Annotated in this window: 31 protein-coding genes; 12 read left to right on the forward strand and 19 right to left on the reverse strand. The window is 64.3% G+C overall.

Annotation, left to right across the window (positions count from 1 at the left end; genetic code table 11):
* Positions 1–42: 42 nt before the first annotated feature.
* Genes CGLY_RS05545 through CGLY_RS05560 form a run of 4 tightly spaced genes read right to left on the reverse strand, consistent with a single transcriptional unit; the run spans position 43 to position 2,739 of the window.
* Positions 43–315, reverse strand: a complete 273-nt coding sequence (locus tag CGLY_RS05545) for a hypothetical protein (RefSeq protein ID WP_038547170.1) — start codon at positions 313–315, stop codon at positions 43–45.
* A 6-nt stretch (positions 316–321) separates the two neighbouring features.
* Positions 322–555 carry a hypothetical protein gene (locus tag CGLY_RS05550; protein ID WP_038547172.1) on the reverse strand — a complete coding sequence of 78 codons (234 nt, stop codon included), beginning with the start codon at positions 553–555 and terminating at the stop codon, positions 322–324.
* Between the two features lie 53 nt (positions 556–608).
* Positions 609–2,393 (reverse strand): ABC transporter ATP-binding protein, encoded by a 1,785-nt coding sequence (locus tag CGLY_RS05555; RefSeq protein WP_052539728.1) that lies wholly within the window; start codon positions 2,391–2,393, stop codon positions 609–611.
* Positions 2,380–2,739: a MerR family transcriptional regulator gene (locus CGLY_RS05560; RefSeq protein ID WP_038547175.1), complete on the reverse strand. Its 360-nt coding sequence runs from the start codon at positions 2,737–2,739 to the stop codon at positions 2,380–2,382. Before CGLY_RS05560 ends, CGLY_RS05555 begins: the two co-directional genes overlap by 14 nt.
* Positions 2,740–2,796: 57 nt before the next feature.
* Between CGLY_RS05560 and CGLY_RS05565 the strand changes: the two genes are divergently transcribed.
* From CGLY_RS05565 to CGLY_RS05600, 8 genes are all read left to right on the forward strand, one after another.
* Entirely contained in the window at positions 2,797–3,363 is a 567-nt protein-coding gene (locus tag CGLY_RS05565; protein ID WP_038547177.1) for an RBBP9/YdeN family alpha/beta hydrolase, read from the forward strand.
* Between the two features lie 5 nt (positions 3,364–3,368).
* Positions 3,369–4,577, forward strand: coding sequence for an MFS transporter (locus CGLY_RS05570; RefSeq protein ID WP_081803791.1), 1,209 nt, complete (start codon positions 3,369–3,371; stop codon positions 4,575–4,577).
* Positions 4,574–5,770, forward strand: a complete 1,197-nt coding sequence (locus CGLY_RS05575; protein ID WP_038551536.1) for an MFS transporter — start codon at positions 4,574–4,576, stop codon at positions 5,768–5,770. The genes CGLY_RS05570 and CGLY_RS05575 overlap by 4 nt, the downstream gene beginning before the upstream one ends.
* Before the next feature lie 88 nt (positions 5,771–5,858).
* Positions 5,859–6,914, forward strand: a complete 1,056-nt coding sequence (locus CGLY_RS05580; protein ID WP_038547183.1) for an SGNH/GDSL hydrolase family protein — start codon at positions 5,859–5,861, stop codon at positions 6,912–6,914.
* 86 nt (positions 6,915–7,000) lie between these two features.
* Positions 7,001–7,180, forward strand: a complete 180-nt coding sequence (locus CGLY_RS05585) for a hypothetical protein (RefSeq protein ID WP_144313635.1) — start codon at positions 7,001–7,003, stop codon at positions 7,178–7,180.
* A 261-nt stretch (positions 7,181–7,441) separates the two neighbouring features.
* Entirely contained in the window at positions 7,442–8,962 is a 1,521-nt protein-coding gene (locus CGLY_RS05590) for a DUF3375 domain-containing protein (RefSeq protein ID WP_038547188.1), read from the forward strand.
* Positions 8,959–9,615, forward strand: a complete 657-nt coding sequence (locus CGLY_RS05595; RefSeq protein ID WP_038547191.1) for a DUF4194 domain-containing protein — start codon at positions 8,959–8,961, stop codon at positions 9,613–9,615. Before CGLY_RS05590 ends, CGLY_RS05595 begins: the two co-directional genes overlap by 4 nt.
* A gap of 2 nt (positions 9,616–9,617) precedes the next feature.
* The gene (locus CGLY_RS05600) at positions 9,618–12,953 is read left to right on the forward strand and encodes an ATP-binding protein (RefSeq protein WP_227590438.1); all 3,336 of its coding nucleotides are present in this window, start codon (positions 9,618–9,620) and stop codon (positions 12,951–12,953) included.
* Here CGLY_RS05600 and CGLY_RS05605 read toward each other — a convergent pair.
* The 10 genes from CGLY_RS05605 to CGLY_RS05650 all read right to left on the reverse strand — a co-directional run bounded on the left by CGLY_RS05605 (position 12,950) and on the right by CGLY_RS05650 (position 19,934).
* Positions 12,950–13,264, reverse strand: coding sequence for a hypothetical protein (locus CGLY_RS05605; RefSeq protein WP_038547197.1), 315 nt, complete (start codon positions 13,262–13,264; stop codon positions 12,950–12,952). The two genes, CGLY_RS05600 and CGLY_RS05605, sit on opposite strands and share 4 nt — an antisense overlap.
* 5 nt (positions 13,265–13,269) lie before the next feature.
* On the reverse strand, positions 13,270–13,872 hold the full coding sequence (locus CGLY_RS05610) for a hypothetical protein (RefSeq protein WP_052539730.1): 603 nt from the start codon (positions 13,870–13,872) through the stop codon (positions 13,270–13,272).
* A gap of 18 nt (positions 13,873–13,890) precedes the next feature.
* Positions 13,891–14,145: a hypothetical protein gene (locus CGLY_RS05615; protein ID WP_038547200.1), complete on the reverse strand. Its 255-nt coding sequence runs from the start codon at positions 14,143–14,145 to the stop codon at positions 13,891–13,893.
* 19 nt (positions 14,146–14,164) lie between these two features.
* Positions 14,165–14,635, reverse strand: coding sequence for a universal stress protein (locus CGLY_RS05620; RefSeq protein ID WP_038547203.1), 471 nt, complete (start codon positions 14,633–14,635; stop codon positions 14,165–14,167).
* Positions 14,636–14,707: 72 nt separating this feature from the next.
* Positions 14,708–15,187, reverse strand: a complete 480-nt coding sequence (locus CGLY_RS05625; protein ID WP_038547206.1) for a universal stress protein — start codon at positions 15,185–15,187, stop codon at positions 14,708–14,710.
* On the reverse strand, positions 15,184–16,824 hold the full coding sequence (locus CGLY_RS05630) for a tripartite tricarboxylate transporter permease (protein WP_081803792.1): 1,641 nt from the start codon (positions 16,822–16,824) through the stop codon (positions 15,184–15,186). The genes CGLY_RS05625 and CGLY_RS05630 overlap by 4 nt, the downstream gene beginning before the upstream one ends.
* A complete protein-coding gene (locus CGLY_RS16675; RefSeq protein ID WP_052539732.1) occupies positions 16,821–17,336 on the reverse strand; it encodes a tripartite tricarboxylate transporter TctB family protein in 516 nt (171 codons plus the stop codon). Before CGLY_RS16675 ends, CGLY_RS05630 begins: the two co-directional genes overlap by 4 nt.
* Positions 17,336–18,352 (reverse strand): tripartite tricarboxylate transporter substrate binding protein, encoded by a 1,017-nt coding sequence (locus tag CGLY_RS05640; RefSeq protein WP_081803793.1) that lies wholly within the window; start codon positions 18,350–18,352, stop codon positions 17,336–17,338. The genes CGLY_RS16675 and CGLY_RS05640 overlap by 1 nt, the downstream gene beginning before the upstream one ends.
* 296 nt (positions 18,353–18,648) lie before the next feature.
* Positions 18,649–18,960: a cupin gene (locus CGLY_RS05645; protein ID WP_038547211.1), complete on the reverse strand. Its 312-nt coding sequence runs from the start codon at positions 18,958–18,960 to the stop codon at positions 18,649–18,651.
* The gene (locus CGLY_RS05650) at positions 18,957–19,934 is read right to left on the reverse strand and encodes a quinone oxidoreductase family protein (protein ID WP_038547214.1); all 978 of its coding nucleotides are present in this window, start codon (positions 19,932–19,934) and stop codon (positions 18,957–18,959) included. Before CGLY_RS05650 ends, CGLY_RS05645 begins: the two co-directional genes overlap by 4 nt.
* Positions 19,935–20,005: 71 nt before the next feature.
* Here CGLY_RS05650 and CGLY_RS05655 point away from each other — a divergent pair, with 71 nt between their 5' ends.
* The gene (locus tag CGLY_RS05655) at positions 20,006–21,031 is read left to right on the forward strand and encodes an aldo/keto reductase (RefSeq protein ID WP_052539734.1); all 1,026 of its coding nucleotides are present in this window, start codon (positions 20,006–20,008) and stop codon (positions 21,029–21,031) included.
* An 11-nt stretch (positions 21,032–21,042) separates the two neighbouring features.
* Here the strand turns inward: CGLY_RS05655 and CGLY_RS05660 are convergent, their stop codons facing one another.
* The 3 genes from CGLY_RS05660 to CGLY_RS05670 all read right to left on the reverse strand — a co-directional run bounded on the left by CGLY_RS05660 (position 21,043) and on the right by CGLY_RS05670 (position 23,463).
* On the reverse strand, positions 21,043–22,146 hold the full coding sequence (locus CGLY_RS05660; RefSeq protein ID WP_038547217.1) for a DNA alkylation repair protein: 1,104 nt from the start codon (positions 22,144–22,146) through the stop codon (positions 21,043–21,045).
* Complete coding sequence (locus tag CGLY_RS05665; RefSeq protein ID WP_038547220.1) at positions 22,139–22,654, reverse strand: MarR family winged helix-turn-helix transcriptional regulator; 516 nt, start codon at positions 22,652–22,654, stop codon at positions 22,139–22,141. Before CGLY_RS05665 ends, CGLY_RS05660 begins: the two co-directional genes overlap by 8 nt.
* A gap of 77 nt (positions 22,655–22,731) precedes the next feature.
* Positions 22,732–23,463, reverse strand: coding sequence for a siderophore-interacting protein (locus tag CGLY_RS05670; protein WP_265101962.1), 732 nt, complete (start codon positions 23,461–23,463; stop codon positions 22,732–22,734).
* Between the two features lie 205 nt (positions 23,464–23,668).
* On the opposite strand from CGLY_RS05670, the gene CGLY_RS05675 reads away from it, so the two are divergent.
* On the forward strand, positions 23,669–24,286 hold the full coding sequence (locus CGLY_RS05675) for a TetR/AcrR family transcriptional regulator C-terminal domain-containing protein (RefSeq protein WP_038547223.1): 618 nt from the start codon (positions 23,669–23,671) through the stop codon (positions 24,284–24,286).
* Here CGLY_RS05675 and CGLY_RS05680 read toward each other — a convergent pair.
* Both CGLY_RS05680 and CGLY_RS05685 read right to left on the reverse strand, forming a co-directional pair.
* The gene (locus tag CGLY_RS05680; protein ID WP_038547225.1) at positions 24,252–24,614 is read right to left on the reverse strand and encodes a DoxX family protein; all 363 of its coding nucleotides are present in this window, start codon (positions 24,612–24,614) and stop codon (positions 24,252–24,254) included. The two genes, CGLY_RS05675 and CGLY_RS05680, sit on opposite strands and share 35 nt — an antisense overlap.
* Before the next feature lie 8 nt (positions 24,615–24,622).
* Complete coding sequence (locus tag CGLY_RS05685; protein WP_038547228.1) at positions 24,623–24,925, reverse strand: antibiotic biosynthesis monooxygenase family protein; 303 nt, start codon at positions 24,923–24,925, stop codon at positions 24,623–24,625.
* 174 nt (positions 24,926–25,099) lie between these two features.
* Between CGLY_RS05685 and sigJ the strand changes: the two genes are divergently transcribed.
* Entirely contained in the window at positions 25,100–26,008 is a 909-nt protein-coding gene (gene sigJ / locus CGLY_RS05690) for an RNA polymerase sigma factor SigJ (protein ID WP_038551554.1), read from the forward strand.
* Positions 26,009–26,032: 24 nt separating this feature from the next.
* Positions 26,033–26,467, forward strand: a complete 435-nt coding sequence (locus CGLY_RS05695; RefSeq protein WP_052539736.1) for an NUDIX hydrolase — start codon at positions 26,033–26,035, stop codon at positions 26,465–26,467.
* Positions 26,468–26,552 lie beyond the last annotated feature (85 nt).

Genomic DNA, 26,552 nt, shown 5'->3' on the forward strand with positions numbered 1-26,552 from the left:
CTGGAGCATTCTCCCGGCGCACATGGCGGCGTGTAACGAGGGTTATGCGCTGGCGCCGTAGCGCTGGCGGGCAGCTTCACCGCTGGTGCCGATAGCATCGCCAACTTCACGCCACGACAACTGCTGCTTACGCGCGGCCTGTACCGCGTCGGCTAACTCTCGTTCAGCGACGTCACGTCGCCAGGCTGCGAGTTTGACGGCCATCACCGGAGGCAGTGGTGCGTTCTGGTCTGTGGTCTTGGGGTCGTAGTCTTCGAAGGCGTCGGCGAACTTGTCCGCACGCGCCTTGATCTCGGCAATGGTTCGTCGAGTCATTGTTGTTCACCTCAGGTACTTGGATCGGGCCGGACGCATGGCGTGGGCGACGGCGATGACCTCGTGCCATTCGATGACCCCGACTTCGATGAGCGTGCCGGAAATATCCGGACCTATAAACATCGTCATTGAGTCGTCTTGCACGAAGTGGCGGACAGGGAAGCGGAGCGCATGGAGTATTGCCGCCTCTGTGACACCGTGTCGGTAGGCGCTGTCAAGGATGAGCGGTTCGGGCTCCATGGCACAAGGTTACTTGTTGTGTGGTTGCTTGCCAACCTTACAAACCACCGCAACTAAGCATCTGAATCAGGCGCTCCCGTATGGATGCGCAGGGCTTCAATGAACTCCCGGTACAACTCATCGCGACCAACGAGCTCCCGGTGGGTACCGGAGTCACGGACCTTTCCTCCGTCCAGCACCACGATCTGATCAGCATCGAGAATGGTGGACAGCCGGTGGGCTATGGTCACCACGGCCCCAGTTCGGGCAGCTGTACTGATGACCTTCTGGATCGCGGCTTCGGTCGTGCCGTCCAATTGCGCGGTGGCCTCGTCCAGCAACAGAACATCCGGTCTGTGCACCAGGGCCCGTGCCACGGCCAGGCGCTGGCGTTCGCCTCCGGAGAGGTTGGTGTCGGCCACAGCACTGTCGAGTCCGTCCGGGAGCGTCTGGATCTTCGCGTCCAACTGCACGGCGGCAAGGGCATCCCACGCGTCCCGGTCGGACGCGCCGGGGGAGCGGAACAGGACGTTGTCCCGGACCGTACCGGGGATGACCGGGGTCTCCTGCTCGACATAGGCGATGCGTGAGCGCACATCGTTGATGCTCAACCGCTCGTAGGGAACGCCGTCGAGTTCGAGTCGTCCTGAGCGAGGGTCGATGAAACGCAGCAGCAGCGAGAACACGGTCGTCTTCCCGGCACCGGACGGCCCGACGACGGCAAGATGCCCGGTCCGCGGGACCTCGAGTGTCACATCATGCAGTACCGGTTCATCGGCATCCTGGTAACCGGCCGTCACCTGTCTCAGCGCCAGCGCCGGCCCGCCGTCCGAGGACGCATTCTGGGGGCCGTCGGCCGGCCGTGCGTCGGTGTCTTCGAGCGCCAGATGCTCCGTCTCCTGGATCCGCGCCGCAGCGGCCAGACCCGACTGCACCGACGAGAAAGCCCCGGCCAGTGAGGTGATCGGATCAACAATGTTGAAGGCGTACATCAGGAATGCCACCAGGGTCGATACAGCCAGCTCACCGGAACTCACCCGCCAGGCACCCAACCCCAGAATCACGATAATCGCCAGCTGCATGCCGCCGCCGGCCACCGTCCAGATCAGTGACGAGTACCAGACGGACCGGATGGAGTAGCGTGCGGACTCTTCAGCCTTGCCGGTGACCCGGTCGATCTCGCGGTCCTCGGCACGACTCGACTTCACCGTACGCAGTGCCCGCATCCCGCCTTCCAGCGTTGACCCGAGCCCTCCGATCGCGTCCTGCGCCTGTTTGTCGGCCTTACCGATCTGGGGCACGAGAACGCCGAACATCACGCCGATGATGAGCAGTGCCAGCAACGTGGTTGCCAGCAGAGGCAGGTCGAGAAGTGCCATCAGAACGATGGTGCCGACCAAGGAGACCGCTCCGTTGATCAGTTGGACAACGCTGGACGTTGCGGCCTCGCGGAGCAGTACGGTGTCGCTGGTGACCCTGGTGACCAACTCGCCGGTCTTGAAACGCTGGATCTGCTCCAACCGTGCACGGAAGAACCGGTGGATCAGCGACCGGCGGGCATCCAACACGATATGTTCCGCCAGTCGGCCGAGCAGCACGCTCTGCACGAAGCCGGCGAGGGTGCCGACGAGCAGGAGCGCCACCAGGATTGTCACCGGGCCGGCGAGACTACGGTCGGTCCCCAGCCCGTCCAGAACCCATTTCGCTGCCATCGGGGTCGCCAGTGTGACCGCGGTCGCGAACAGTCCGAGAAGAACGCCGACGAGGAGAATGCGCAGGTGTGGTCGCGCGTAGGAGACCAGCAGAGACAGTCCCGCGCGGAGGGGGACTGCGGGCGTGGGGGAGTCAGGAGTCGTCATGGTCGGCGGAGAGAGCGCACAGGCGCTCGCGTTTCTGCTCGAGTGTGTTCTGCTGCATCGTCAGATGTGCGGCCAGGGCATCGAGTTCGGCCCGGAGATCCGGGCACATCTCCAGCGACAGGCCGTGGTTACCGGTGCGGGCGCAGTCGATGTAGCGGCGGATCGGATCAGTTCCCAGGCCGGCAGCGATCATGGTCTGGATCTGCGCCACCCGGACAACATCCTGCTCTGCGTAGATCCGGTAGTCGTTGGTGTCGCGGTGCGGGACCAGCAGGCCGCGTTCCTCGTAGTGTCGCAGCGCGCGGGTGGATACCCCGGTCCGGTCCGCCAGTTCACCGATGAGCACATGTCCTCCTCGTGGATTTGACCTTCACACTAACGTGAAGCCCTATCGTTCCGTCGCATGGTAACTGGAACAACCCCACGACATGCATCGATCATCCATGGCTACGCAGCGACACCACAGGACCACTGGTTCGGCTGGTTGGCTGAACGCCTTCGCTCCGACGGCATCCCGACGGCCGTCCCCGCGCTCCCGAACTCGCTCAACCCGGATCCCGTGGACTGGACCGACGCCGTCCATGCGGCAGTAGGGAAAGTGGACGAAAACTCCGTCATCGTCGCGCACAGTCTCGGCTGCCTCACCGTGCTCCGGTACCTGCGAGCGCTGAGTGGAGCATGGCGGGTGGGGACCCTTGTACTGGTCTCCGGGTTCGTCGACACGCTCCCCGCGCTGCCGGACCTCGATGACTACATTGCGGACGGGTGCGATGTGACGGGACTGGATAGTCACGTTGACCAGATAGTCCTCCTCCGCTCCGACAACGATCCCCTCGTGCCCGCGGCACACACAGACCGGCTTGCCGAGCTTCTGGGAACACCGGCACGGATTGTCCCCGGTGCGGGCCATTTCCTGGCCTCTGACGGTGTTACCTCACTGCCTGAGGTCCTGGAGGTCATCGGACAGTGAGAGTCATGAAAGACCCCATGTACGCCCGTATGGCCGTCCTGATTCTGGCCATTTTCTGCGTCGGTACCGCTGAGCTCTCGCCCAGCGGCATGCTGGGCGAACTGTCCCGGGACATGTCCGTGACCATTCCCACTGCCGGACTCCTGGTCACCGTGTACGCATTGACCGTGGTCTTCGGCGGTCCGGTCATCACGGCGATCACCACCCGTATCCGACGCAAACACCTGCTGGTCCTTCTTCTGCTCGTCTTCGTCCTCGGCAACGTGGTCTGCGCCACCGCCCCCAGCTTCGGCGTCCTGCTCGTCGGTCGAGTGATCACCGCCGTCATTCAGGGAACTTTCATGGCTGTCTGTGTCGTCACCGCCGGCGCCATGGTCGCGGAGAACCGACAAGGGTCCGCGGTGGCAGGCACGCAGTTCGGTGTGACACTGGCCACCGTGCTCGGCGTGCCGTTCGGAACGCTGATGGCGCAGCAGGTGGACTGGCGGGCAACCTTCGGCACCGTCGCCGTCCTTGCCTCCATCGCGATCGTGCTCATCCTGCTGACGATTCCCGACGCTGGTGGAGCATCGGTCCACTCCTCCGTGCGACATGAGTTCCGCGCGTTCGCGAACTGGCAGGTGATCGGCACCGTACTGGCCACCGTGTTGTGCTCGGGTGCCATGTTCACGGTCATCACCTACATGGTGCCGTTGCTCACGGATGTGGGAGGTTTCCCCGCTGCGTGGGTGTCCGCAGTACTCCTTGCCTACGGCGTTGGCTCCATTATCGGGAACGTTATCGGTGGTCGGTGCGCCGACCGTTCCGTTGAGGGCACCGTCCTCGGACTCTCGTGGACGCTTGCCGTCGTGTGCGTCATCTTCTGGATCGCCGCCCCGTCGGCGGTCGGCAGTGCAGTAGTGCTCATCCTGTTCTCGGTCGCGACGTTCGCGCTGATCCCGGGGCTCCAGGTGAGGATCCTCTCGACGGCGTCAGACGCCCCGACACTGTCGTTGACGGTCAATATGGCCGCCTTCGCGCTGGGTGCCGCGCTCGGTTCGTGGGCCGGGGGACAGGTCATCACTCTCGGCTTCGGCGTCCGCGCCGTGACTCTCGCTGCCGCCCTGTTCGGTGCGCTCGGCGCACTCGTGATCGCGCAGGTCGTGTATGCCGCTCGGCGTACCACTGCGTCGACGACGGACAGGAGTGCAGCGGGGAGCGAGGCTTCGCGATGAGAGGATCCACGGGGCATACCCGAGTCAACGCAACAACGATGGCCAAGTTGATCGCGCTTGCCGCGGCGACGTTCGTCTACGTCACCTTCGAGGTGTTTCCCGTCGGCCTTATCCGGGACATCGCAGACGGCGTCAACGTCAGTGAAGGGCAGGTCGGTCTGCTGGTCAGTGGTTATGCGATCGTCGCTGCGTGCGCCACGATTCCCACGGTCGCGCTTGCCTCGCGGGTATCCCGTCGGGCTGCCCTCGTTGTCGCGCTTGTCTTCCTTGTCATCGCGGAAACGCTCACCGTCGCATCGACGTCGTTTGCGATGCTCGCTGTCAGCCGACTCATTGCTGCACTCACTCACGGCGTGGTCTGGTCGCTGGTGGCGCCCGCCGCCGCGACGCTCGTTCCGCGTGAGCGGGTCGGTACCGCGACTGCCGTGGTGTTCGGCGGAGCCTCGCTGGCGTTGATCTTCGGCAGCCCCGGAACCACGTTCATCGGTGGGCTCATCGGCTGGCGGGCCACTGCTCTTCTGCTCACCGGAGTGACGATCGCGGTCACCGTTGCCGTCTTCTACTCCCTACGGTCAGTGGGGGAGAGGGTCGCGGTATCACACGGGGACGCGGGGACGTCCCGCACCGAGGTGAACTGGCGCGCCGTGCTGGTGCTCTGCGGGATCTCAATCCTGCTTGTCACCGCGCATTTCATCTCCTACACCTATATCGCAGTCATCGTCACCGAGGTCACGGGAGCAGCGGGGCTCGTGGTGGCGATCCTCATGCTCTTCGGCCTCGCTGGAGCTGTCGGTACGGTCCTCATCGGACGCGTCATCGACCGCGGGGCACGACGGGCGGAGGTAATCACGATGTCGACGTTCGCTGGCGGGCTGGTGATCCTGGCGCTGGCCATGCTGCCGCTGCCGCCGGGGCTGCAGTCTGCGGGAGTGTTCGTTGCTGCGGCGGTGTGGGGGCTGGCGTTCGCTGCCACGGGCCCGGTGTTTCAGACCGGCGTCCTGCGTATCGCGGAGGGTGACGCTGACCGGGCGTCCTCGGTGTACGTCACCAGCGTCCAGGTCGGTATCGCCGCTGGCTCAGCGTTGGGTGCCCCGATCCTGGCACAGTCAGTTGTATGGCTGCCGCAGGCATCGGCGATGGTGGCGCTGGTTGTCCTGGTGCTCGTGGTCGGTTGTCGGCCGACGTCATCGTAGAGAGGGTGATTTGCATCACTGGCGTACCTTTCGCGACAATAATGATTTGCATAAGAAATTACACTTATCAAGGAAGCTGGGAGATCCCGTGAAGAAGTCCATCACCTCCGGAGCGGTAGCGCTGTTCACATCAATGATGTTGGTTGGCTGCAGTGGGCAGGATTCCAACGGCGCGGGGCCGGATGCGTCGGATACTGAATCAGGGTCGGCAGTTGAGCAAGCTTCCGGGATCAACGAAGGCGTCTTCTTCGGAGACAGTCTGACTGATGCGGGGACCTACGGATTTCGCTGGACGACCATGCCGGGGGAAAGCTGGGCACAGATGGTGGCTGAGGAGTTCGGGCAGTCCACCGACAGTAATGAACATGTCGCCAATGTTGACGATGTGCATCAGGGGATTCCAGGAAATCCTGGCCCAGGTGGCTTGAATTATGCGGAAGGCGGGGCCCGTGCTGACGAACCCTATTCGGCTGTATCTGACAATCCCGACGGTACCCCGATCGCCGCGACTGTTCAGCTGCAGCGATATCTTGATCAACATGATTCTTTCCGTTCGGACCAGTTCATCTCGCTGTTCATCGGGACAAATGATGTCGCTCTGAACTTCGACCCGAGCCAGAATGAGGAGATCGCGGAGGGACTGAGCAACGATGAGCGGCTGCCCGACGACGTCGCGGAGGCTGAACGATCGAGGATTGAATCAGCTGCTGAATCCGCCGGCGAGACGGTGCAGAAGATCCTGGATAACGGGGCTGAGCACGTTCTTGTTTTCAACCTTTATGATCTCGCTGATGCGCCGTGGTCCGACAACGGGGCGACACAGGATTTCATGGGGGAGATGACAGATGTGTACAACGAAAAGCTTGAGTCATCGCTACCTGATGACCCGCGCGTGGACCTGTTTGATTTGTACGCACTGATGAGCGACATCGTGGCAGCTCCGGAGGACTACGGGTTCACACACGGCGCGAATGAGGATGCCTGCGCTCCTGCTGACGTTGAGTGGTGTGACGAAGGCGAGTGGAAGAGCCCGACCGCTGACCGGGACTATGTGTTCGCTGGTCGGGTTCACCTCACGACCCGGACAAACGAGATCATCGCAGACCGAGTTCTTGAGAAGGTCAACGAGGACATGCAGGGCTGACGACGCCCCTTTTCCGGACACGAATCTGATGATCGTTAGTCCAGTAGGATGAAATGCATCCTGACCGCTGATGAGAGGAGCCCATGATGGCTGATCGCAAAGGGTCGGTGGAACCGAAGGCAGTGATCGTCGGGATCTTCGGCGCAGTCATGGCGATATGGCTCGCAGTACGGAACGAGTCCCTCGTCGGTGGGCTTATCTTCTTTGCGCTTGTCCTCCTCGGCGCGGCGATCGTCCACTGGGTAAACCGCAAGGCTGACAGGTAGCTCAGGTAACTGTGGGTCCCTGCGGCTTCACGTCGTATGGCTGCTACAGGGATCGGCAGAACGCGCTCGTTATCTGAGTCACCCCTCAGGGCCATTCTGGCCTCCGATTCGTCCTGAGCGGTGTCTCAGATGACAGGGGCACGCACGGAGTCGGGACCAGGCACGTCAGCCCGGCCCGCACCACCCCGGAAACCGGCCCGGAATCCGCTTCCGACCACACCGAATCCGGCGCGGCGAACCCGGGCGCTACACTCTTCCCCGATGGTAATCATGCGTGCAGAGGCGGCCTATCAACGGACAGCGGCGGCCTTCAAGAACCCGACCCTCGACCTGCTGCACGGCAGGTACGCGCCGTTCGTCGTCGCGGCGTTGTCACTGATCTTCACCCCGGACCGTCCCACCGTGGCGATTTCCGACGCACACGTCGAGGTCGGCGACGTCGTCGAGGAGCTCCGCGCTGCAGGATACGACGAGGACGACCGGGGCTCCCGGGGTCTGCCCTCCGGGAACGGTCGGGAGATCTGCCGCTACTGGGTCCGCGTCGGCTGGTTGGTTCCCCAGATCGAGGACGACGTCGAGGTCTACCGGCTCTCCGCCCAGGCCGTCGGTGCCCTGGAGATCGTCGGTCGCAGTGGTCTCGGCCGTGCCCGGGTGTCCCGCTCCCGCGTCCGGACCCTGTTGGACGCGGTCGAGCACCTCGCCCACGAGGCCGAGACAGACCCGCAGGAACGTATCGCCACGCTGCGCGCGGAACGTGCGGCGATTGACGAGGAGATCGATAAACTCGAACGCGGGGAGGTCGACCCGGTCGATGACGATCAGCTGCTCGAGGAAGCGGAGAACGTCGTCCACCTGTCCCGCGAACTTCCCGCCGACTTTGCGCGGGTCGCAGAGTCGATCAACGCGATGCAACGCGATGTCGTCGCCGACCTGCGGCGGGACGTCCGGCCGACCGGTGAGGTACTGCGGGAGTATCTGCACCGCGGCCAGCACGTCATGGAGGCCACGCCCGAGGGGCGTGCGTTCTCCGGCGCGCTCAACCTCATCGGCGACCCGGAGAACATCGACCACCTCACCGATCAGCTCAGCATGCTGATGGCCCTGCCGTTCTCCCGGCACATGAGTGCCGATCAACGCCGCGAACTCCTCGCCATCGCCCGGCGGGTCGAGCAGGGTGTGCAGGAGGTGCTGACGGCGCAGCGTCGTGCGTCGCACGTGATCACGGCGCAGGTGAGGACACATGATCCTGTCCGTGACCGCGAGGTCGATGATCTGTTGCGTAACGTGATGTCCGGGCTGCAGACCTGGATGCAGGAGACGGCGGCCGACGCCCGCGCACACGACGCCGTCGCCCCGCTCCGTAGCTTCCCGACCGCACACCTCGGCCATCTGCGGCAGACGCTCAATGATCTCCATCCACCCGGAGCTCCGGAACCGCTGCGTCGCGAGGACGAGGAGGGCTGGGACAACCCGGACATTGAGTTCCTCCATGCTGACACCCGCGCCTGGGGCGGGCCGCACTACCCGGAACTGGAGCAGTTCGTCGCGGACCTCGACGGGCCGTTCGACCTGGCCACGGCCTTCGGCACCGTGCCGGACGACACCCGACGCCCCGTCGACCTGCTGGGACTGCTGGAGATCGCCCACCGTAACGGCATGGAAGAGGGTGATGACGTTTCGGTCGTCGAGACACTGCGTCCGGACGGGACCGTGCGCCGATTCGCCTTCGGTGCCGTCACCGCCCGAGCGGCTGCGAACACTGTGAAAGGATCGACCGAATGACAGAGCCCACCGATCCGCCCACCGATCCCTTCATCGATACCGTGTCCATGGAGCAGGACCCGGACGAATGCTTCGCCGGTGACAGGGGAGTGCTCGACCCGGAGGTACGCCGGGTGCTGGTGCGTCTGCTGCAGCGCCGGTTCCTGCAGGCTGACCGTAACCGTGACGACTGGAAAGTCCTGATGGACAACCAGCAGGTCATCGAGTCGCGCCTGCATGATCTGTTCGTGCGGCTCGTGGTCGATTCCGACCGGGGAGTCGCCTACAAACAGCAGGTGCGCTCCGACGAACTCGACGTGCCGATCCTGCTTCGCGACGAGGCATACACCCGTGCCGAGACGCTGGTGCTGGTCTACCTGCGCACCATCTACCAACGTGAATCCACTGCCGGCGAACTCGCAGCCCGGGTCGATGTCGAAGAGGTCGAGCAGACCGTGATGACCTACTTCACCGAAGCCAACGGTGACATCGCACGGCGGCAGAAACTGATCCGCAATGCTCTGGGGCGCCTGCGGCAGGAAGGCATCATCGACGAGGAGACCGAGGGCCGCTACCGGATCAGCCCCCTGGTCGAGATCGTGCTCAGCGCCGACCGGTTGCGGGAACTCGACGACTGGCTGCAAGAACAGATACAGGGAGGTTCTGAGCAGTGACAATGCTTGACACGTTGTTCGGACTGGTGCCGGCGGAATCCCGCGGGCAGCAGTGGTTGGCCGACGAGCTTCACCTGGTCAACTGGGGCGGATACGAGGGAGCCCACCGCGTGAAGTTTTCCCCCGAAGCGACGCTGCTCTGCGGCGGTTCCGGTTCGGGGAAGTCCACGCTGATGGACGCCTACATTGCTCTGATGATGCCGCACACCACACCGTTCAACGGTGCATCCAACGGTGGTGTCACCGGGCGTCCCCGCGGGGAAGACCAGCGCAACATCCTGTCCTACAGCCGCGGCAAGATCGATGAGTCCCGCACCGATGACGGTACCCAGGTCACCGTGCTGCGTGGTGACGGATGCGATACCTGGACCGCGGTCTCGATGACCTGGACCGATCACGACGGCTCCCGGTTCACCGCCGTGCGCGCCTGGTACGTCCCGGCCTCCGCCCGGGTGCTGGAGGACACCGTCAAGGTCCGCGGAGTGGTGGAGGGAGATTTCGACCCGGCCTCTCTCGAGACGGCAGCGTCCCAGCGTCTGGCGGATTCCGCGGTCAAGGCCGCTGGCCTGGAGACGATGGCCACCGACCGCGAGTTCCTGGCACGGGTGCATTCGGTTCTCGGCATCGGGGCCGCGGGTGCGGGCGCCAAGGCCATGAGTCTGCTGGCCCGGATTCAGGCGGGTCAGCAGATCACCACCGTGGACGAACTGTACAAACGCATGGTCCTCGAGGAACCCGAGACGATGGTCACCGCGGATGCCGTCGTCGCACACTTCGATGAGCTGGAGAGCACCCGGACCAGGATGGTCACCGCACAGAAGCAGGTGCGGGTGCTGCAGCCGATCCGGGGGATCCGGTCGAAGATCGAGGAGTCCGCCGAGCGGTTACGCCTGCTCGACGAGATCGGGCGCTTCTCGGACCCGGCGTCGTTGACAGCCCTGTGGCGGACCGGACGCCGACTGGAGCTGCTCCACGAGGCGGAGACCGAGGTCAGGAAGCAGAAGCAGGCGGCGGACGCTGACGTCCGGGCCCAGATGGCGCTGGCTGAGGCAGCAGAGACAGAACGCGACGGCCTGCTGGACGTCCTGCGTCACTCCGGTGGTGACCGCCTGGACACCGCCGAGCGGGAGCTTGCACAGGTGGAACGTCGGCTGTCCACGGTCCAGCAGGCCCGCGCACGGTTCGACGAGAACATCGCCTGCCTGAACCAGGACGTCGACACAGAGGCGGATTTCACTGCCCTGGCCGAGCGCGCCCGTGCAGCTCTCGCTGATCCGGGGGCGAAGACCTCCGCCCGTGACGACTACGCAGAATCGCGCGTGGAGCTCAAGAAGCTGCGACGCCAGCTCGCCGAGCTGGAGACCGAACAGCGGTGGACCGAGCAACGCAGGGACAACATCCCGGAGCGGCTGCACGTCGCTCGGCGGCTCCTCGCCGACGCCGCAGGGCTGTCGACCGAGGACCTGCCGTTCGTTGGTGAACTCATTGACGTGTCGACCGAATACGAACCCTGGCGAGAGGCATTCAACCTCGCCCTCGGCGGTTTCGCCACCACGATGCTCATTGACGCCGACGACCTGGCCCGCTTCCGGGCGGCTGTCGATGCGGTACGCACGGACGTTCGGCTGCGCTACGAAGGTGTGCACACCGGCTTTGCCCAGCGTGACCGTCTCGACCCGCAGCGCCTGCCCGGCCGGCTCGACTACCGGGAGACCGCGTTCACCGGGTGGTTGCAGGACCGGCTGGAACGCCAGTTCGGCTTCTTCTGTGTCGATTCCACCGACGGACTTTCAGCGCGGCAACCCGCACTGACGATCACCGGCCAGGTGTCCCAGGGGGACCGCGGCGCCCACGGCGGGCACGGCGGACGTAATGTGCTGGGATTCTCCAGCCGACGCCGCCTGGCAGAACTGGAGGGAGACGTGGCCGACCTCCGAGAGAAGATCCGGGTCGCCGAGGACGCGGAACGCCGGGCAGGCGCCGAACTGGACGACCTGGACGCCCGCCACGCTGCCTATGCACGGGTGACGGACGTGAGCTGGAACCAGATCGACGTCGCCACTGTCGAGCAGGAGCGCGAACGCTGGGCGGGCATCATCGCCGACATCACCGACGGCAATCCTGAGATCGCCGACCTTCAGCAGCAGATTGCCACGTTGAAGACGAAAGTCACCCGACTGCAGGAGAGCACCGGCCGGGCGAAAGGCGACCAGGAGCGACTGGCCCGGCAGTGGGCCGACACCGTCGACGAGGTTGACGCGGCGCAGGCCGCCCTCGATGAGGCGGAGGGCGCGGAGCGGTCGCTCAGCGACGCCCAGACGTCCTACCTGAACGAGCGCTTCGACCCGGCGGGCGGTGGGGCCTCCGGCTCCCGGCTGGCCCGGTTCGACGCCGCGCTGGACACCGCCTCCCGTCGCCTGGAGGACGATCGGGCAGCCGCCCAGTCCACCGTGTCGGAGCAGCGCGAGACACTGCGTCGCACCCTGGAGACGTTCCTGGACACCTGGCCGAACCCCACGCTGCGCGCCGATCCCGACACTTCCCTGAAGGACTTCGAGAGGATCCTCGAGGACCTGGAGACCAGCGGACTACATGAGCTGGAGGCTGAGTGGAGGAACAGTCTGCTCACCCTGTCGGGCAATGACCTGACCAATCTGGACTCGACGCTGGGCCGCTCCCTGCGGGAGATCCGTGAGCGGATCGAGCCGATCAACCGGATCATGGAAAACCTCCCGTTCTACGACGACGACCACCGGCTCCAGATCGTCCCCCGGGAGAATCAGTCGGAGGTGCGGCGGCGGTTCCGCAAGGACCTGCGTGACGTCCGCCGTTTGATCGAGGACGCCGCCAGCGACGCCGAACGCGAGCAGGCTTATGAGCGCATGGCACGGCTGATCAACCGGATCCGCCGGACGGCCCCGGACTTCGCCGACCTCGTCGACGTGCGCAACCATGTGCGGGTCAGCGCGGAGAAGATTCACGCCGAGTCCAAGGAGCATGCTGCGCTCTACGACCACATCGGTGAGAAGTCTGGTGGGGAGTCTCAGGAGTTGATCGCCTTCATCGTCGGTGCCGCGCTGCGCTACCAGCTCGGCGACGCCGACGCCGAACGACCACGCTATGCCCCGGTGTTCCTGGACGAGGCGCTGATCAAGGCTGACGCACACTTCACCAAGCGTGCCATCGGAGCATGGCGTGGGCTGGGATTCCAGCTGGTCATCGGTGCTCCGAATGACAAGTACAGCGCGATCGAACCGCATGTGGATGTTGAGTACGACATCCTCAAGGACACTCAGGGCCGTTCCTGGGCGAAGCCAAAGGTGGCGTTGCTGGACTAGCTGTCATTGCCGGTGCGGCGGGTGACCTTCAGCTCGCCGGAAGTGGTCTTGCTGAGGTGCCAGTTCTTCGCACCGATCGGCGTGCCCGCGCCGGTGGTGTAGGTACTGACCTGCAGGTGGCCGGCAGTGGTCTCGGTACTGGTCTCGGTACCATGCGCCGGGATGAGCTCGGCCTCAGCCTCGGACTCGTCGGAGAAGACAAGCAGGCACTCGGCCACGCCAGTAGGAAGCTCCTGGCCGTCCTGGAGACGGAGTACCGCTCCGGGGAAGAGGTGGGAATGGCTCACGTGGAAGGTGATGACACTGTCCATACGCCTTATCGTACGGAGAGCGGGCCGATGCCATCGCTTGCTTGGTGCGACCTCAGGGAACCGTCTGACCAGAGGGCTGCTGACGCGTGTCCCAGCAGCAGCTTGGGGTAGTACGCGGCAGCGAACCATGGAGCATTTCTTGAGCGGCCGAGATACCTGTCCAGTGCGAGACCACCGATCGTGAGTGCAGGTCCAAGAATCCGCCGGGCCGGCCACCACGCACGGATCGTCGCTGTCGATGCCAGTAGGTAGCCGTAGTGGGATGTCGCCCACGTAATGCAGTCCGGACGGCCTCCGATGCCGTGGTCCAGCCAAGCGACGGCATACGGATGGACGTGGAAGACGGAGAACCACAGATGGTCGACGTGGCCCTGTGTTGGGCGTTCGTACCAACGGGCACAGGTACGTGTGTTGTTGACGTAGGCACCTCCGACCAGATCAAGCGCGAGGAGTGCAGTGATGCCGGCGGCGGGACGGCCTGCGCCTCGACGACGTGATAGTGCCGCTGCGCCGGCAGCGCCGACGACCGACGTGCCTAGGGTTATCCAGTTGTTCGCACGGGTCGCTTCAGGCCCTACGAACCGTGACCAGCTTGCTTTCAGAGTCATGGTGCTCATCTCCTTCGGTCAGCGAGCCGTGAAGACCTTCAGGGAGTAGGCGCACACGACGGCCGCGACGAGGGCGACGATGCCGTTCGTCACTGCACCGGCGGTCGTCACCTCGTCGAAATCGGACACGGACACCACAACGTCCAGGAAGATCAGCACCGTGCCGAGGAACAACAGGCTTACGCAGCTGAACACCCCTCCGGTACGGAGGACGTGACAGAGCCAGGCTGCTCCGATGAGAAGGGGGCCCAGGACCAGGGAGACCAGGAACACGGGTCGGTGCCGCGCTGTCTTACTGCTGGGTGGTGTTGACGATGTAGAGGTCGCAGGCTGCTTCCGCCGCCACTTTGCGTGCCACACTTCCGAGGATCCGCGAGATGCCCTGGACGTGCTTGTTACCGACGACGATGGTGTCAGCGTTGAGCTTCTCCGCCTGGAGCAGGAGCACATCGGCCGGGGTTCCTTCGACGGCGGAGGCGTGGACTGTCAGCGACGGGTAGGTTTCGCGCAGGACGGCGGCGACAGAATCGGCGACCTCCTGGGCGGCATGGGAGTAGCCGTCGGTGAGCTTCTGATAGGCGGCCGAGGTTCCGGGGCCCATGTTGTTGCTCTTGGCCGCCTGCAGGGTGACCGAGGCGCTGATGCTGTACGCGGAGAGGACGTGCAGCTCCGTGCCGATTCCGTCGGCTAGCTCCGCCGCTTTCTGTGCGGCGGCGAGCGCCGTCTGGCTGGAGTCGACCCCGGTCACAATAGTCTTCGTCATCGTGCGCCTTTCCGAAAGTGTCGCGTACACCGCGATGGTTTATGTTCCGTCAGTGTAGCTTGTCTCGGAACGTCAACGGTGGGTGGTGTTGACGATATAGAGGTCACAGGTCGCCTCGGCGGCGACCTTGCGGGCGACGCTGCCGAGGATCCGGGAGATGCCCTGGACATGTTTGTTGCCCACCACGATTGTGTCCGCCTTCAGCTGCCGGGCCTGCTGCACGAGAACCTCGGCGGGGGTCCCTTCCTCTGCGGAGGCTACGATGGTCAGCTCCGGGTGTGCCTCCTGCAGAACGGCGGCGACAGCGTCTGCGATCTGAGCAGCAGCCCGGGCCTGGCCGTCGGTGAGGTTCTGGTAGGCCACCGAGGTGGAGATCCCGAGATCCTTGGTCTTGAACGACTGCAGCGTGTCAGCGGTACTGATGCTGTATGCGGAGAAGATGTGGAGCTCCGCGCCGAGGCCTTCAGCGAGTTCGGCAGCTTTCTCCGCGGCGTTGAGTGCCGTCTGGCTGGAGTCCACGCCTGTGACGATGGTTCTGGTCGTTTCGGTCATCGTGTGCCTTTCTCGTCGTCGGTCGACGTCGGCGCGGCCGTGGCATCGACAGAATCATCATCCGGGTGATCGTCCCGGACATCGTTGTACTCGGCGGCAAGGTCAGAACTCTGCTCGTCGTCAGAACTCTGCTCGTCGGCCTTGTTGAGTTGGTCGGCCTTGTCGATCAGCTTCGGCCGTCGGACAGCCTGCCAGATGGCGAAGCCGATGGAGGCCACGGTCAGGATACCGAGAACCAGCGGGATGGGTTCGAGCATCCACCGGAAGCTCCCGTCGTTGATGATCATCGCGCGGCGGAAACCACTCTCGGCGATCGGGCCGAGGATCACACCGATGATCAGCGGCGCCAGCGGGAAGCCGCCCTTGACCATGATGTAGCCCAGGATCGCCGCCAGGAACATCACCAGTACGTCGAAAACGCTGGAGCGCATGGCGTAGGAGCCGACGACGGCCAGGACGATCACCGACGGCCAGAGCAGACGCGGCGGGACGGACTCGATGAGCTTCACCCAGAAACCCGTTCCGAACCAGCCCAGGATCAGCAGGACGAGGTAGACGACGGCGAAGCCGATGAACAGGCCGTAGATCAGGTCGGGGCTGCCGGTGAACAGCGTCGGTCCCGGCTGCAGACCATGCACGGTCAGGGCACCGATCAACACCGCCGAGGTGACGTCGCCGGGGATGCCGAGGGTCAGGGTGGGGACCAGGGCGCCGGCGGTGCCGGCGTTCTTGGCGGACTCGGCGGCAGCGATACCACGCGGGTCGCCTTTGCCGTACTTGGACTTGTCCTTCGCCGCCCGCTTGGACTCGTTGTAGGCCACGAAGGAGCTGATGTCACCGCCGACACCGGGGATGATTCCGATGACGAAGCCGATGGCGGATCCCAGGATGCCGGAGGGCATGAGCTTGCGGAACCACGAGGGGGTGGCACTGAACTTCTCCGGCTTCATCTTGAGGTTCAGTTTGGCGACCCGTTCGACCTGGAGGAAGGCCTCGGAGACGGCGAAGAGGCCGATCATCAGGGGGATGAAGGAGATACCCGAGATCAGGTCGGCGTTGCCGAAGGTCAGACGCGGGAAGCCCTGGATCGTGTCGAGGCCGATCATGGCGATGCCCAGGCCCAGGAATCCGGCGATGAGACCCTTGACCATCCGGCCCTCCGAGATGGAGGCGATGATGGTGAGGGCGAACAGGGCCAGCATGAAGTTTGCCGAAGAGCCGAAGCCCAGGGCGAAGTCGGCGATGACAGGGGAGAAGAAGGCGAGCAGCAGCACACCGATGAAACCACCGATGCAGGATGCGAGCACCGAGATCTTCAGCGCCTGCACACCTTTGCCAGCCATCGCCATGGCATGGCCGTCGGCGACTGTCGCGGCAGAGGCAGGGGTCCCCGGAGTACGAATGAGGATCGCGGGAATCGATCCCGCATACACCGCTCCGCCGTAAATGCCCAGCAGGAGCATCATGCCGGCCAGCGGTTCCAGGGCGAAGGTGAAGGGGAGCAGCAGTGCCACTCCGACGGTCGCGGAGATGCCGGGGAGGGCACCCACAACCATGCCGATCAGGACACCCAGGACAAGCATGATCACGACCTGGAAGTCTGCGACGGCGCTGAAGCCGTCCATCCAATTACTCATGGCAGAATCCCCTCAATGATGCCGGAGGGCAGGTAGACCCCCAGGGCGTCGGTGAACAGGTAGTAGACGGCGACCGAGATGATGACGGGCACGAGCACGAGCCGGAGGATGCTCCGGATACCCATGATCAACAGTCCGAACACCATGAAGATCAGGGACGAGAGCATGAAACCCAGCGGCGTCAGCGCGAAGGTGTAGGCCACGCTCGCCACGACAATCAGCCCGGTCCTCAGGCGCGATCCCGGCTCCGGCAGGAAGATGTTCTTCTCACAGTTGAAGAAGAGCATCACTCCCAGGACGACGAGGGCTCCGCCGATGAGGCGGGGCAGGGCCGCGGTTCCCGGGTCTTCCGGTTGGCCCGGAGCGGGGAACCCGAAGGCCAGGAACAGGACGACTGCTCCCAGCACGATGACGATCACGGCGATGATGCGGTCGCCGAGCAGGGAACCGTCTCGCGTGGGTGTCGCGCTGTCAACAGGTGTGCTGGTGGGTGTGTCAGTGGATGTGGACATCAGTTGCCTCCCAGTCCGGCGTCCTCGACGACTGTTTGGTAACGGTCGTATTCCTCGGAGAGGAAGGCGTCGAAGTCGGCGGCATTCTTGTATTCCTGGGTGAATCCCAGGTTGTCCATGTAGGTGGAGAAACCTTCGCTCTGGCGCGCCTCGTTGAAGCACTCGTTGAGTTCCTCGACGGCCTCGTCCGGGGTTCCCGCGGGAGCGAAGAGCCCGAGGATGGCGAAGCTCGTCCAGTCCATTCCGGCTTCCTTGAGGGTGGGGACCCCCGGAAGGAAGTCGTCCAGGCGGTCCTCACCGGCGATCGCCAGGGCGCGTAGCTGTCCGCCCTCAATGAAGGGGGCGATCTCTGCGGCGCCGACGGACACGGCTCGGGTCTCGCCGCCCATCACGGCCTGCAGTGCGCCGGCTGCACCGCCGTAGGGGACGTTACGGATATTGGGTTGGTCGGCTTCCTGGGCGAGCCCGGCGAAACCCATGTGGTAGATCGAGCCGGTACCGGAGCTGGCCATGGTGACGTCTTCGTTCGTGGTCAGTAACTCGTCGATGTCCTCGATGTCGGAGTCTGGCAACACGCCATAGGCGATGGGTTGTTCGCTGTACTGCATGATGCCGCGGACGTCGTCCGGCCCGATCTCGGAGACTCCCAGGTGGGGCAGAATCGACAGCTCGATGGACGCCACGCCGATGGTGTTGCCGTCGGCGGCGGAGGATGCGACGGACTGGAATCCGACGGTTCCGGAACCGCCGGTCTCGTTGCGGATGATGACGTCCCTGCCGCAGGTCTGCTGCGCGTAGACGGCGAGCTGACGGGCGGTGCCGTCGGCGGAGCCGCCCGGGTCGAAGGGGACGACAAGGTTCAGGGGTGCACCGCTGCCGGAGGATGAGCCCTCCGATTCATCGTCCGAGCCGCAGGAGGTCAGGGCCAGGGCCCCGATCATCGTGAGGGCCGCGATACTGGTGCGTGCCTTGCTGCTGGTTGGTGTTCTTCGTCTAGTTGGGATCTGTCCACTCATTCATGTGTCCTCTGGTCTCAACGCCGTTCACGGCACCCGTTCGCTGTGCGCACGTTCGTTCGCTTTACGACTAAAACTTACCCGATGGAAAGTGTTAGTCACAACATTGCGAGGAAAAGGCGATGTAGATCACACTGTGATGCGTGTGACATAGATATAGGAGGCATGAATAATCACGAGGTGATGCATCTGAGGTGCCAGAATCGGTCAGTCTGGAGGCTCTGCGCCGACTGATCTTGGCACCTGGCTCACGTGGCCGGGTGTTGCTCGGATGAACGCATCACATCATCGAAGAATCACACACTGCCCTTGCGCTCGACCACGAGGATCCGGGCCTCGGCATCGGGGTGGGCGACATGGGCGTCGCCGATGTCGACGCAACACACCGTTCCGGGTGTGAGTCGTTCGATATGCTCTTCGTCCTCGACGAGGTAGTGCATGTCCACGGTGCCGTCGAGGACGACGAAGATCTCCGGGCCGTCGTTGACGTGCCACGTGTAGGGCTCGTCGGTCCAGTGGAGTTTCGCGGTCGCCTGGTCGAACTCGCCGAGGTCGAGGGCACCCCAGGGGCGGTCGGCGGTGAACGTGCTGGCGTCGATGAACCTCATGCAATGCTCCGTTTCGGGTGGACGAGCACGGTTTTCCCCACTGTATTTCCCGTACGCAGCGCCGTGAGCACCTTCGGCGCATCCTGGATCGGAACCTGGTCGCTGACCCGGACCTGAATCTCGCCCGAGGCCACCAGTGCGAGGGCCCGGCGGAGGTACGCTCCGACGGTGTCGGGGCGCTCAGCGGAGAGGGCACCAAGGTTGAACCCCAGCACGCCGATCCCGCTGAACCACAGGGTGTTGCTGCTGATGAGTTGGTCGCCGGCTTGTGCGGCGTCACCGACGGCGAGGAGTCGCCCGCCGAGTCGCAGGAGTCCGAGACTGGTGAGTCTGCCCGGCCCTGCCACAGGGTCGACCACCACATCGAACTGCCGCCGGGTTGCCTCGGCAACCTCGTCGCGCAGCCACACCTCGTCGTACCCAAGGTCGCTGGCAGTCTGTCGTTTCTCCTCGGAGCCCACGACGCCGACCACTCGTCCGGCGCCGAGTACGCGGGCCACCTGGCCGAACTGTGATCCCAGCCCGCCGGCGGCGGCATGGACGAGGATATCTTCCCCGCGGTTGAGGTGGGCCACCTTCTCCAGGGCGAGGAGAGCGGTGGTGGTGTTGGACGGCACTGCCGCGGCGAGGGCGGCGTCCATGCCCATGGGTAGTGGCGCAACCAGGTCGGCGTGGGTCGTGGCGATCTGACCGTAACCGCCACCGTTGTTGATGGTCAGCGCGGCGACTGCGTCACCGACCCTGAGTCCGTCCACGCCCTCGCCGAGGGCCCGGATGTGGCCTGATACCTCGATGCCGGGTACCCATGGCAGGGGATTGGGGACGAGGCCGTCGGCAAACAGGGCCTCCACATAGTTCGCTCCGGCGTAGTGAACGTCGAGTGCGACCTCCCCGGAGCCTGGAATGGGTGCCTCGATCGTGTCGTAGCTCAGTCCTTCCGGTCCGTCGTAGCTGGTGATCTGTACAGCCTTCATCTCGCGCCTTTCATCTTGAGTCAGTATGCTGTCGTGAATAAGCATACTGATACCGAAAGGACGGGAGCAAGATGACGATGAGAACGCTGGGCAACGGTGGGCCGTTGGCCGGGTCGGTTGGATTGGGTTGCATGGGAATGAGCTGGGGATACGCGGAAAGCGGGCGCAACGACGCTGCCTCCGTTCGCGTGATTCGGGACGCCCTCGACGGCGGAATCCGACTCCTGGACACTGCCGGGGTGTACGGGGACGGGCACAACGAGAAACTGGTCGGCACGGCGATCGGCGGGCGGAGGGAGGAGGCTGTCGTCGCGACCAAAGGTGGTCTTGTGGTCGACGATCTCGCCACCCGACAGATGCACCGCGACGCGCGTCCCGATACTTTACGTAGACAGGTCGACGAGAGCCTCCGGCGTCTCGGTATCGACAACATCGACCTCTTCTACCTGCACCGCGTCGACCCGGATACGCCGCTGGAGGAAAGCTGGACTGCACTGGCCGGGCTGGTGGCTGATGGAAAGATCCGGCACCTCGGCCTGTCTGAGGTGACCGTCGCGCAGGCGGAGGCCGCGCACGCCGTCCATCCCGTCGCTGCGATCCAGTCGGAACTGTCCTTATGGACCCGCGAACCGCTCGGCGACCGGTCGTCGGACCGGGCCGAGGACCCGTCCACCACGAGCGCTGCAGGAGTGGGGAGCCCTGCCGGTGGTGATCTTGTGGAGTGGACGGGACGTCACGGCGTGGCGTTCGTCCCCTTCGCGCCGTTGGGACGCGGCTACCTCACCGGCACCCTGACCTCGGACGGTTTCGAGGATGGCGACTTCCGGGCGACCAACCCTCGCTTCCTCCCGGAGGCCTTCGCCCGGAACCGGGCCATTACTGACGAGGTCGCCCGGATCGCCGCCGCTCATGACGTGACATCCGCCCAGATCTCCCTGGCATGGTTGCTCGGGTTGGCTGACCACGTGATCCCGATCCCGGGGACGCGCAGCAGCGCGCATTTGCGGGAGAATCTCGGTGCAGGGCAGATACTGCTTACGAGCGACGAGCGGGCCGTGCTGGACAGTCTCCCTGCACCGGTCGGATCACGGTACTGAGCGTAGGCGCATCACCGTTCAGCGACGACGTCGACCGTCGTCGCGCCGAGAATCCGCCCATTGGCCTGGATCTCGATGCGGTGAGGGCCAGGACGGATCGTCCTGATCGAGACGTGTTTGAAAGCATGACGGCGTGAGAAGCTCACAGGCTCACCCGCCGGGAGGTCCCGTACCGTCAATTTGAACACCTTGCCCGCCTTAGCGCCGTGCGCCCCCTGGTAGTGCACCAGGTAGTCGATCGCAGCCTTCGTCGGGGCGGATGCGTGCAGCGTGAAGGAGATCGTCGTCGTTTCTCCGATGGTGATCGCCGACGGACTGCAGGACAGTTCCGTGAGCTCAATCGGAGCGTCGTGGTCGAAGCCGAGAATGGCAAGAGCCCCGGGGTCGCCTCGTTTGATCAGTGTGCGCAGGCCGTGGCGCACCACGAAGTCACCCTGGGTGGACTCTCCGGCCCACCTTCGGGCGGTGTCGAGGACGAGCCCGGGGTGGTCCTTGCTGATGTCGTTGAGGTGGTTCGCGACCGAGCGGCGGACATAGAGTGAGTTGTCGTTGACCAGTGGTTCCAGAAGCGCCAGGGAATCGGTGGGGTCGTCGATGAACTGGTACAGGCGGCGACCCCAGGGGAGTCGGGGCCGTGTCCCCTCGGAAACGAGCCGCCGGACGTGCTCGTCGGCGCTGGTAGTCCACGCCTTCAACTGCTCCATCGTCGTGTCGTAGTGCGCGTCGATGAACGGACGGATCGCAAACTCGGCGGTGTAGTGGGACGTCAGGGTCCCCAAGAGGGGGAGCGCGATGTCAGGACGGTCGAGCATGGCCGTGGCAATGTACTCGTTGACGGCCATGGATGCCCAGCCCTGCAGGTTTCCCTTCCCGTCCTGGTTGTCATTGTCGACCGCGTGTTGAATCAGCCGGGCGGCGTCATCGGGTGATGCCGGTAGCACTTCTGCGAGCGCTCGGGCGATCCAGGTAACCCGGGCTTTCAGTTCGAGACCGTCCAGTCCGGAGACCGCCCGCTGCTGGAAGTCGGCACTGTCGAAGGATCCTGAGACCTCCGAGAATGCGTCGGCAAGTCGTCCGACGAGCTCGGGTGACAGTTCATCTTTGAAATCAGCCATGTGGCTGCACCTCCGGAGTCTCACCGCGCAGCGTGGACGTTGCCCGCTGCAACAGAGCGCGTAGCTGCCTGCGCTCGGGGTCGCTGAATGCCCTGCCGAGTCGCTCTTCGATGCCGCGGGCGAGGTCATCGGCCTGGAGCACAAGCTCGGCGCCGTCCTGGGTCAGGGTGGTGACCAGCACCCGACGGTGGATCGCGGACGGGGTGCGCTCGATCAGACCGCGCTTCTCCAGCTTGTCGAGGATGGTCCCCATAGTCTGTGGCGTCACGGCAGCCACGCGGGCCAGCTGGGCGGACGACTGTCCCGGCACATAATGCAGCGACATCAACACGGCGTACTGGGGCACCGTCAGTCCCAGAGGGCGCAGGGCGGCGGTCTTCGCCGCCATCATCGCCTGCTCCGCCTGCTTGATGTGGGAACCGACCCGCGCGTCCAGGTCCTCGGCGAACTCGTCTCCCCCGTGACGTGGCAGGGGGAGGCAGAAGTCGGGATCGGGGATGTCAGCCATCTCACCAGAATAACGGTGCTGAGACTATATCGGCGACCGGTATCCGGTGGCGGTCAGAATGATCGGCCGGGCAACGGTCAGCTGGGGGAGGAGCGTCCGATTTTCCAGTAGCCGTAGAACGAAATTGCCGACTTCGGTACGCCTGCCGCAACGAGGCCACGTCGCGTGCCTGTCGCCAGCGAGTTCTCTCCGGCCACGAAGACCGTGCCAGGGCCGCCGGGCGGCGTCATGGTCAAAGCTGCGGCGCGGGCGCGCTCGCCTGGCATCGCCCCGTCCCCGTCAGGGCTCGTCAGCCACGTCGCCGAAATATGAGGACCGAATGTTGTGCCCAGGATGTCGTCCTGCGTCGGGACCTCGACGATGAGACGGGTAGGAAGAGAGGCGGGGGTCTCCTCGGCGATGGCAAGTGCGGCGGGTAAGCCACTCCCGTCGGCGACGAGAAGCTGCCACTCCGCGTCCTCGCGTGGCCGGTACCTGCGACCTTCGTCGAACATCCCCACGGGGCTCCCGGGTTCTGCCTGTTGTGCCCAGACGGAGGCAGGCCCGTCACCGTGAACGACGAAGTCCACGTCAAGTTCATTCGACTCGGGGTGGAAAGCGCGGACCGTGTAGTTCCGGACATAGGGCCGTACGTCCTTGGGCATCAGAAAGTACTGCGCGGCCCACCCGTTGTTGGCGAACGTGGGCATCCGTAGCTCGGTCTGTCCGGGACGAGGGAAGAACAGACGGAAGCACTGGTCACCACCGTGGTAAGAGAAGCTCTCGAGAGCATCGCCTCCGACGGTCACTCTGACCATGTGATCAGACATCTGGGTCCGCCTCACGACCGTCAGTGACATCATCTGTCGCCGGTGTTCTTTCCCGAAGCGTGCCATTCTCATCTCCATTCCAGCGGTGTCCGGGACGCGGGTGACCGGACAGTTTTCTTGGTCAGTGACCAAGAAGTTACTGTAAGATAACCTGGACTGCAGGTCAACAGGGTCGAGAATGCGGCATGAAACGGGGAAGAGAACTATGACGACGGAGCGGCGGGGACGCGGGGACGTGATTGCCACCGCATTCGAGCTCCTCGATGAGGCGGGACTTGAGGCCCTCACGCTGCGTGAGGTGGCGCGGCGCCTGGGTGCGCACCTCAACACGGTCTCGTACCAGGTGAAGACGAAAGCCCGTTTGCGTGAACTCATGGCTGATGCGATGCTCGGCTCGCTTACTCTGGATGGCCTGACCGGTGATCCGGCAGCCAGGGTAAAGGAGATTCTTCGTCGTTACCGGTCGTCGCTGCTGTCACATCGTGACGGTGCAGGACTGGTGGCAGGAACTGTCGCCGTGGAGAAGAACACGCTACGCGTGGGTAATGCGATCATCGAGGCATTGTTGGAGTCCGGAGCCGACAAGGAAAGCGCTGTACGGACATTCTGGGGGCTCCATTACTTCCTCCTCGGTCTCGTCCAGGAGGAGCAGGGGCTCCCCGCCCAGGAGCATAAGGACGTCCTGGAGGTGATTCATTCCGGGAACTATCCCGCGATGGCGGAGGTGGGAGACATTATCCTGAACGATCCTTTCGTCTGCCGATTTGAGTTCGGGCTCGATGCTTTTCTTAGGCATCTAGAGCCAGGAGAGTCAATGAACTGAGGGACAGCGCAAGGTAGACGCCAGGGAAAGCGATGTTGTGAAACACCCGCGCCCGCAGATGTGCCAGGTTTGCTCCGAGGAAGAAACACACCAGTCCAGCGGCAGCCGCGATCGGCACTACGGGCACGTCGAGAAACCACAGCGCCAGGCCCGCTCCTCCCACACCTTTTGCGATGGCGAGCGCGGGAAGCCAGCGTGCAGGGACGTTCACCTGCGCGGAGTTGTCGAGAACGAACCGGGCACGCAGGACGTCGGCAACAGCGATGGAAAGATTGGCCGCAGCGGTCGCGCCCACCACAGCACCTGTCAGCAGCGTTGGCACGGTCATCGCCGTCCTCACGCGGTGTGCGGGAACTCGGCGGCGACACGGTACAGGCCCGGCGCCGGGGACCCCAGCGCCGAAACTCTCTGCGCATAGCTCGCCGCAGCAGGATCGGACTGCGTCTGGGACGCTGCCTCGGCAGTCTGCCAGGTGGCGACGTTGAGGACACGTGACTTGTCGACACTGACCAGGATTTCCGAGGATACGAAACCCGGGCGCTTGGAGATGACCTTCTCGGTACTCTCGACGAGAAGGTCGACGACCTCCTGCTGTTTCTCCGGGCTGACATCGATGATATTGACGAACGTCGCGGACATGGTGTGCTTCCTTTCTGAGAACTGTCGCTGTAGGCAGGCTGTTGTCCCTGCCGTGGAGAAGAGACGAGACAGTGCCCCATTACGTGAGGCGCCTCACGCTTTTACCGGCTACGTCGTCTCTACAGCGAGATCACTGTTTACCGACATTGAGGACGAAAGATGCGCGAGGAGACGATGAACACGGAGAATCCCGACACCGACCGCGGCGTCCTGTTGGGGTTGTCCTATCGGCTCCTCGGCTCCCTGACAGATGCCGAGGACGCGGTCCAGGAAACCTACGTCCGCTGGTACCGGATGAGCGCACGCCAGCGGCAGGAGGTACGGTCGCCGCGGGCATGGCTGATCAAGACGGCGGGACGTATCGGGCTGGACATGCTCACCAGTGCCCGGGCGCGCCGGGAGACGTACGTGGGGGAGTGGCTTCCAGAACCCGTGCCGGGAGATGTGCCGTGGAACGGCATGTCCGGGCACGCAGGTGGGGAGGATCCAGCGGTCCAGCTGGTCCAGGCCGAGTCGGTGTCCATGGCGTTAATGGTGGTTCTGGAAACAATGACTCCGGCCGAGCGGGTGGTGTTTATCCTCCATGACGTCTTCGGGTTCACCTTCCCGGAGGTCGCGGAGGTGGTGGATCGCTCTCCGGCGGCGTGTCGGCAGCTGGCGACATCGGCACGTCGGCGTGTGCGGCGTGAGCGGGTGCGGTCGCCGGGGACGGCGAATGCGGAGGAGCATTCGCGGATCGTGCGATCCTTCCGTCGGGCGTGGAGTTCGGGGGATGTGGCCGGTCTGGTCCAGATACTGGATCCGGCGGTGACGGCGGTGACCGATGGTGGTGGGGTGGTGTCGGCATCGACTGCACCGTTGCGTGGAGCGCAGGATGCGGCGCAGTTCTTCGTCGGGGCTTTGACGAGACAGCCCGGGCTGGTGATCGTGGAGGACCAGGTCAACGGGCAACCTGGACTGGTGGCATCGCATGAGGGGCGGGTGGTCGCGGTGGTCAGCCTGCTGGTCGACGGCGGACGGGTCGTTGAAGCGTGGGCGGTGCGTAACCCGGAGAAACTTGTAGCGTGGAACCAGCGTAAGTGAAGCGAATGAGGGAGGATCTGGTTCATGATCGAGGAGGGAACAGGGTTCTACGCGGTTCCGAGTTCGGTGAAAGTGGTGGTCCTCGCCGCTGGAAACGCAGGTCGGAAGGTCCTGCTCGGACTCAATGGCAGAGGGGAGTGGGAGTTGCCTGGTGGGTGGCCGGATAAGCAGGACGTGACCCTGGCGGATACTGCGGCTCGGGAGGTGCTGGAGGAGTCAGGAATCGTTCTTGATAATGATCCCGTACTCGTCGGTGCCGAACTTTTCTCCCCGGTCCCGGGGCGTCAGGTGACTCTGGTCTGCCTTGCAACCCGACTGGATATTGCAGAGACACCGACGCCCAGTTCGGAGCACAAGGACGTGCGATGGTTCGGGGTGGACGTGCTGCCCGCGAACCTTCCCCTGGTGTACAGGGGGTTTATTGACGGCGCCGCACGGCAGCAAGCAAGAACGAGATGAGACCGTATTCCGTCCGAAAGGCCGTGACGACGAGATCTCTCCCGTCGTCACGGCCTGTTCAGCGTGGATCGTGGTTGGTGCTGTC

Origin of the sequence: Corynebacterium glyciniphilum AJ 3170 (genome assembly GCF_000626675.1) — a bacterium.
Lineage (GTDB): Bacteria > Actinomycetota > Actinomycetes > Mycobacteriales > Mycobacteriaceae > Corynebacterium > Corynebacterium glyciniphilum.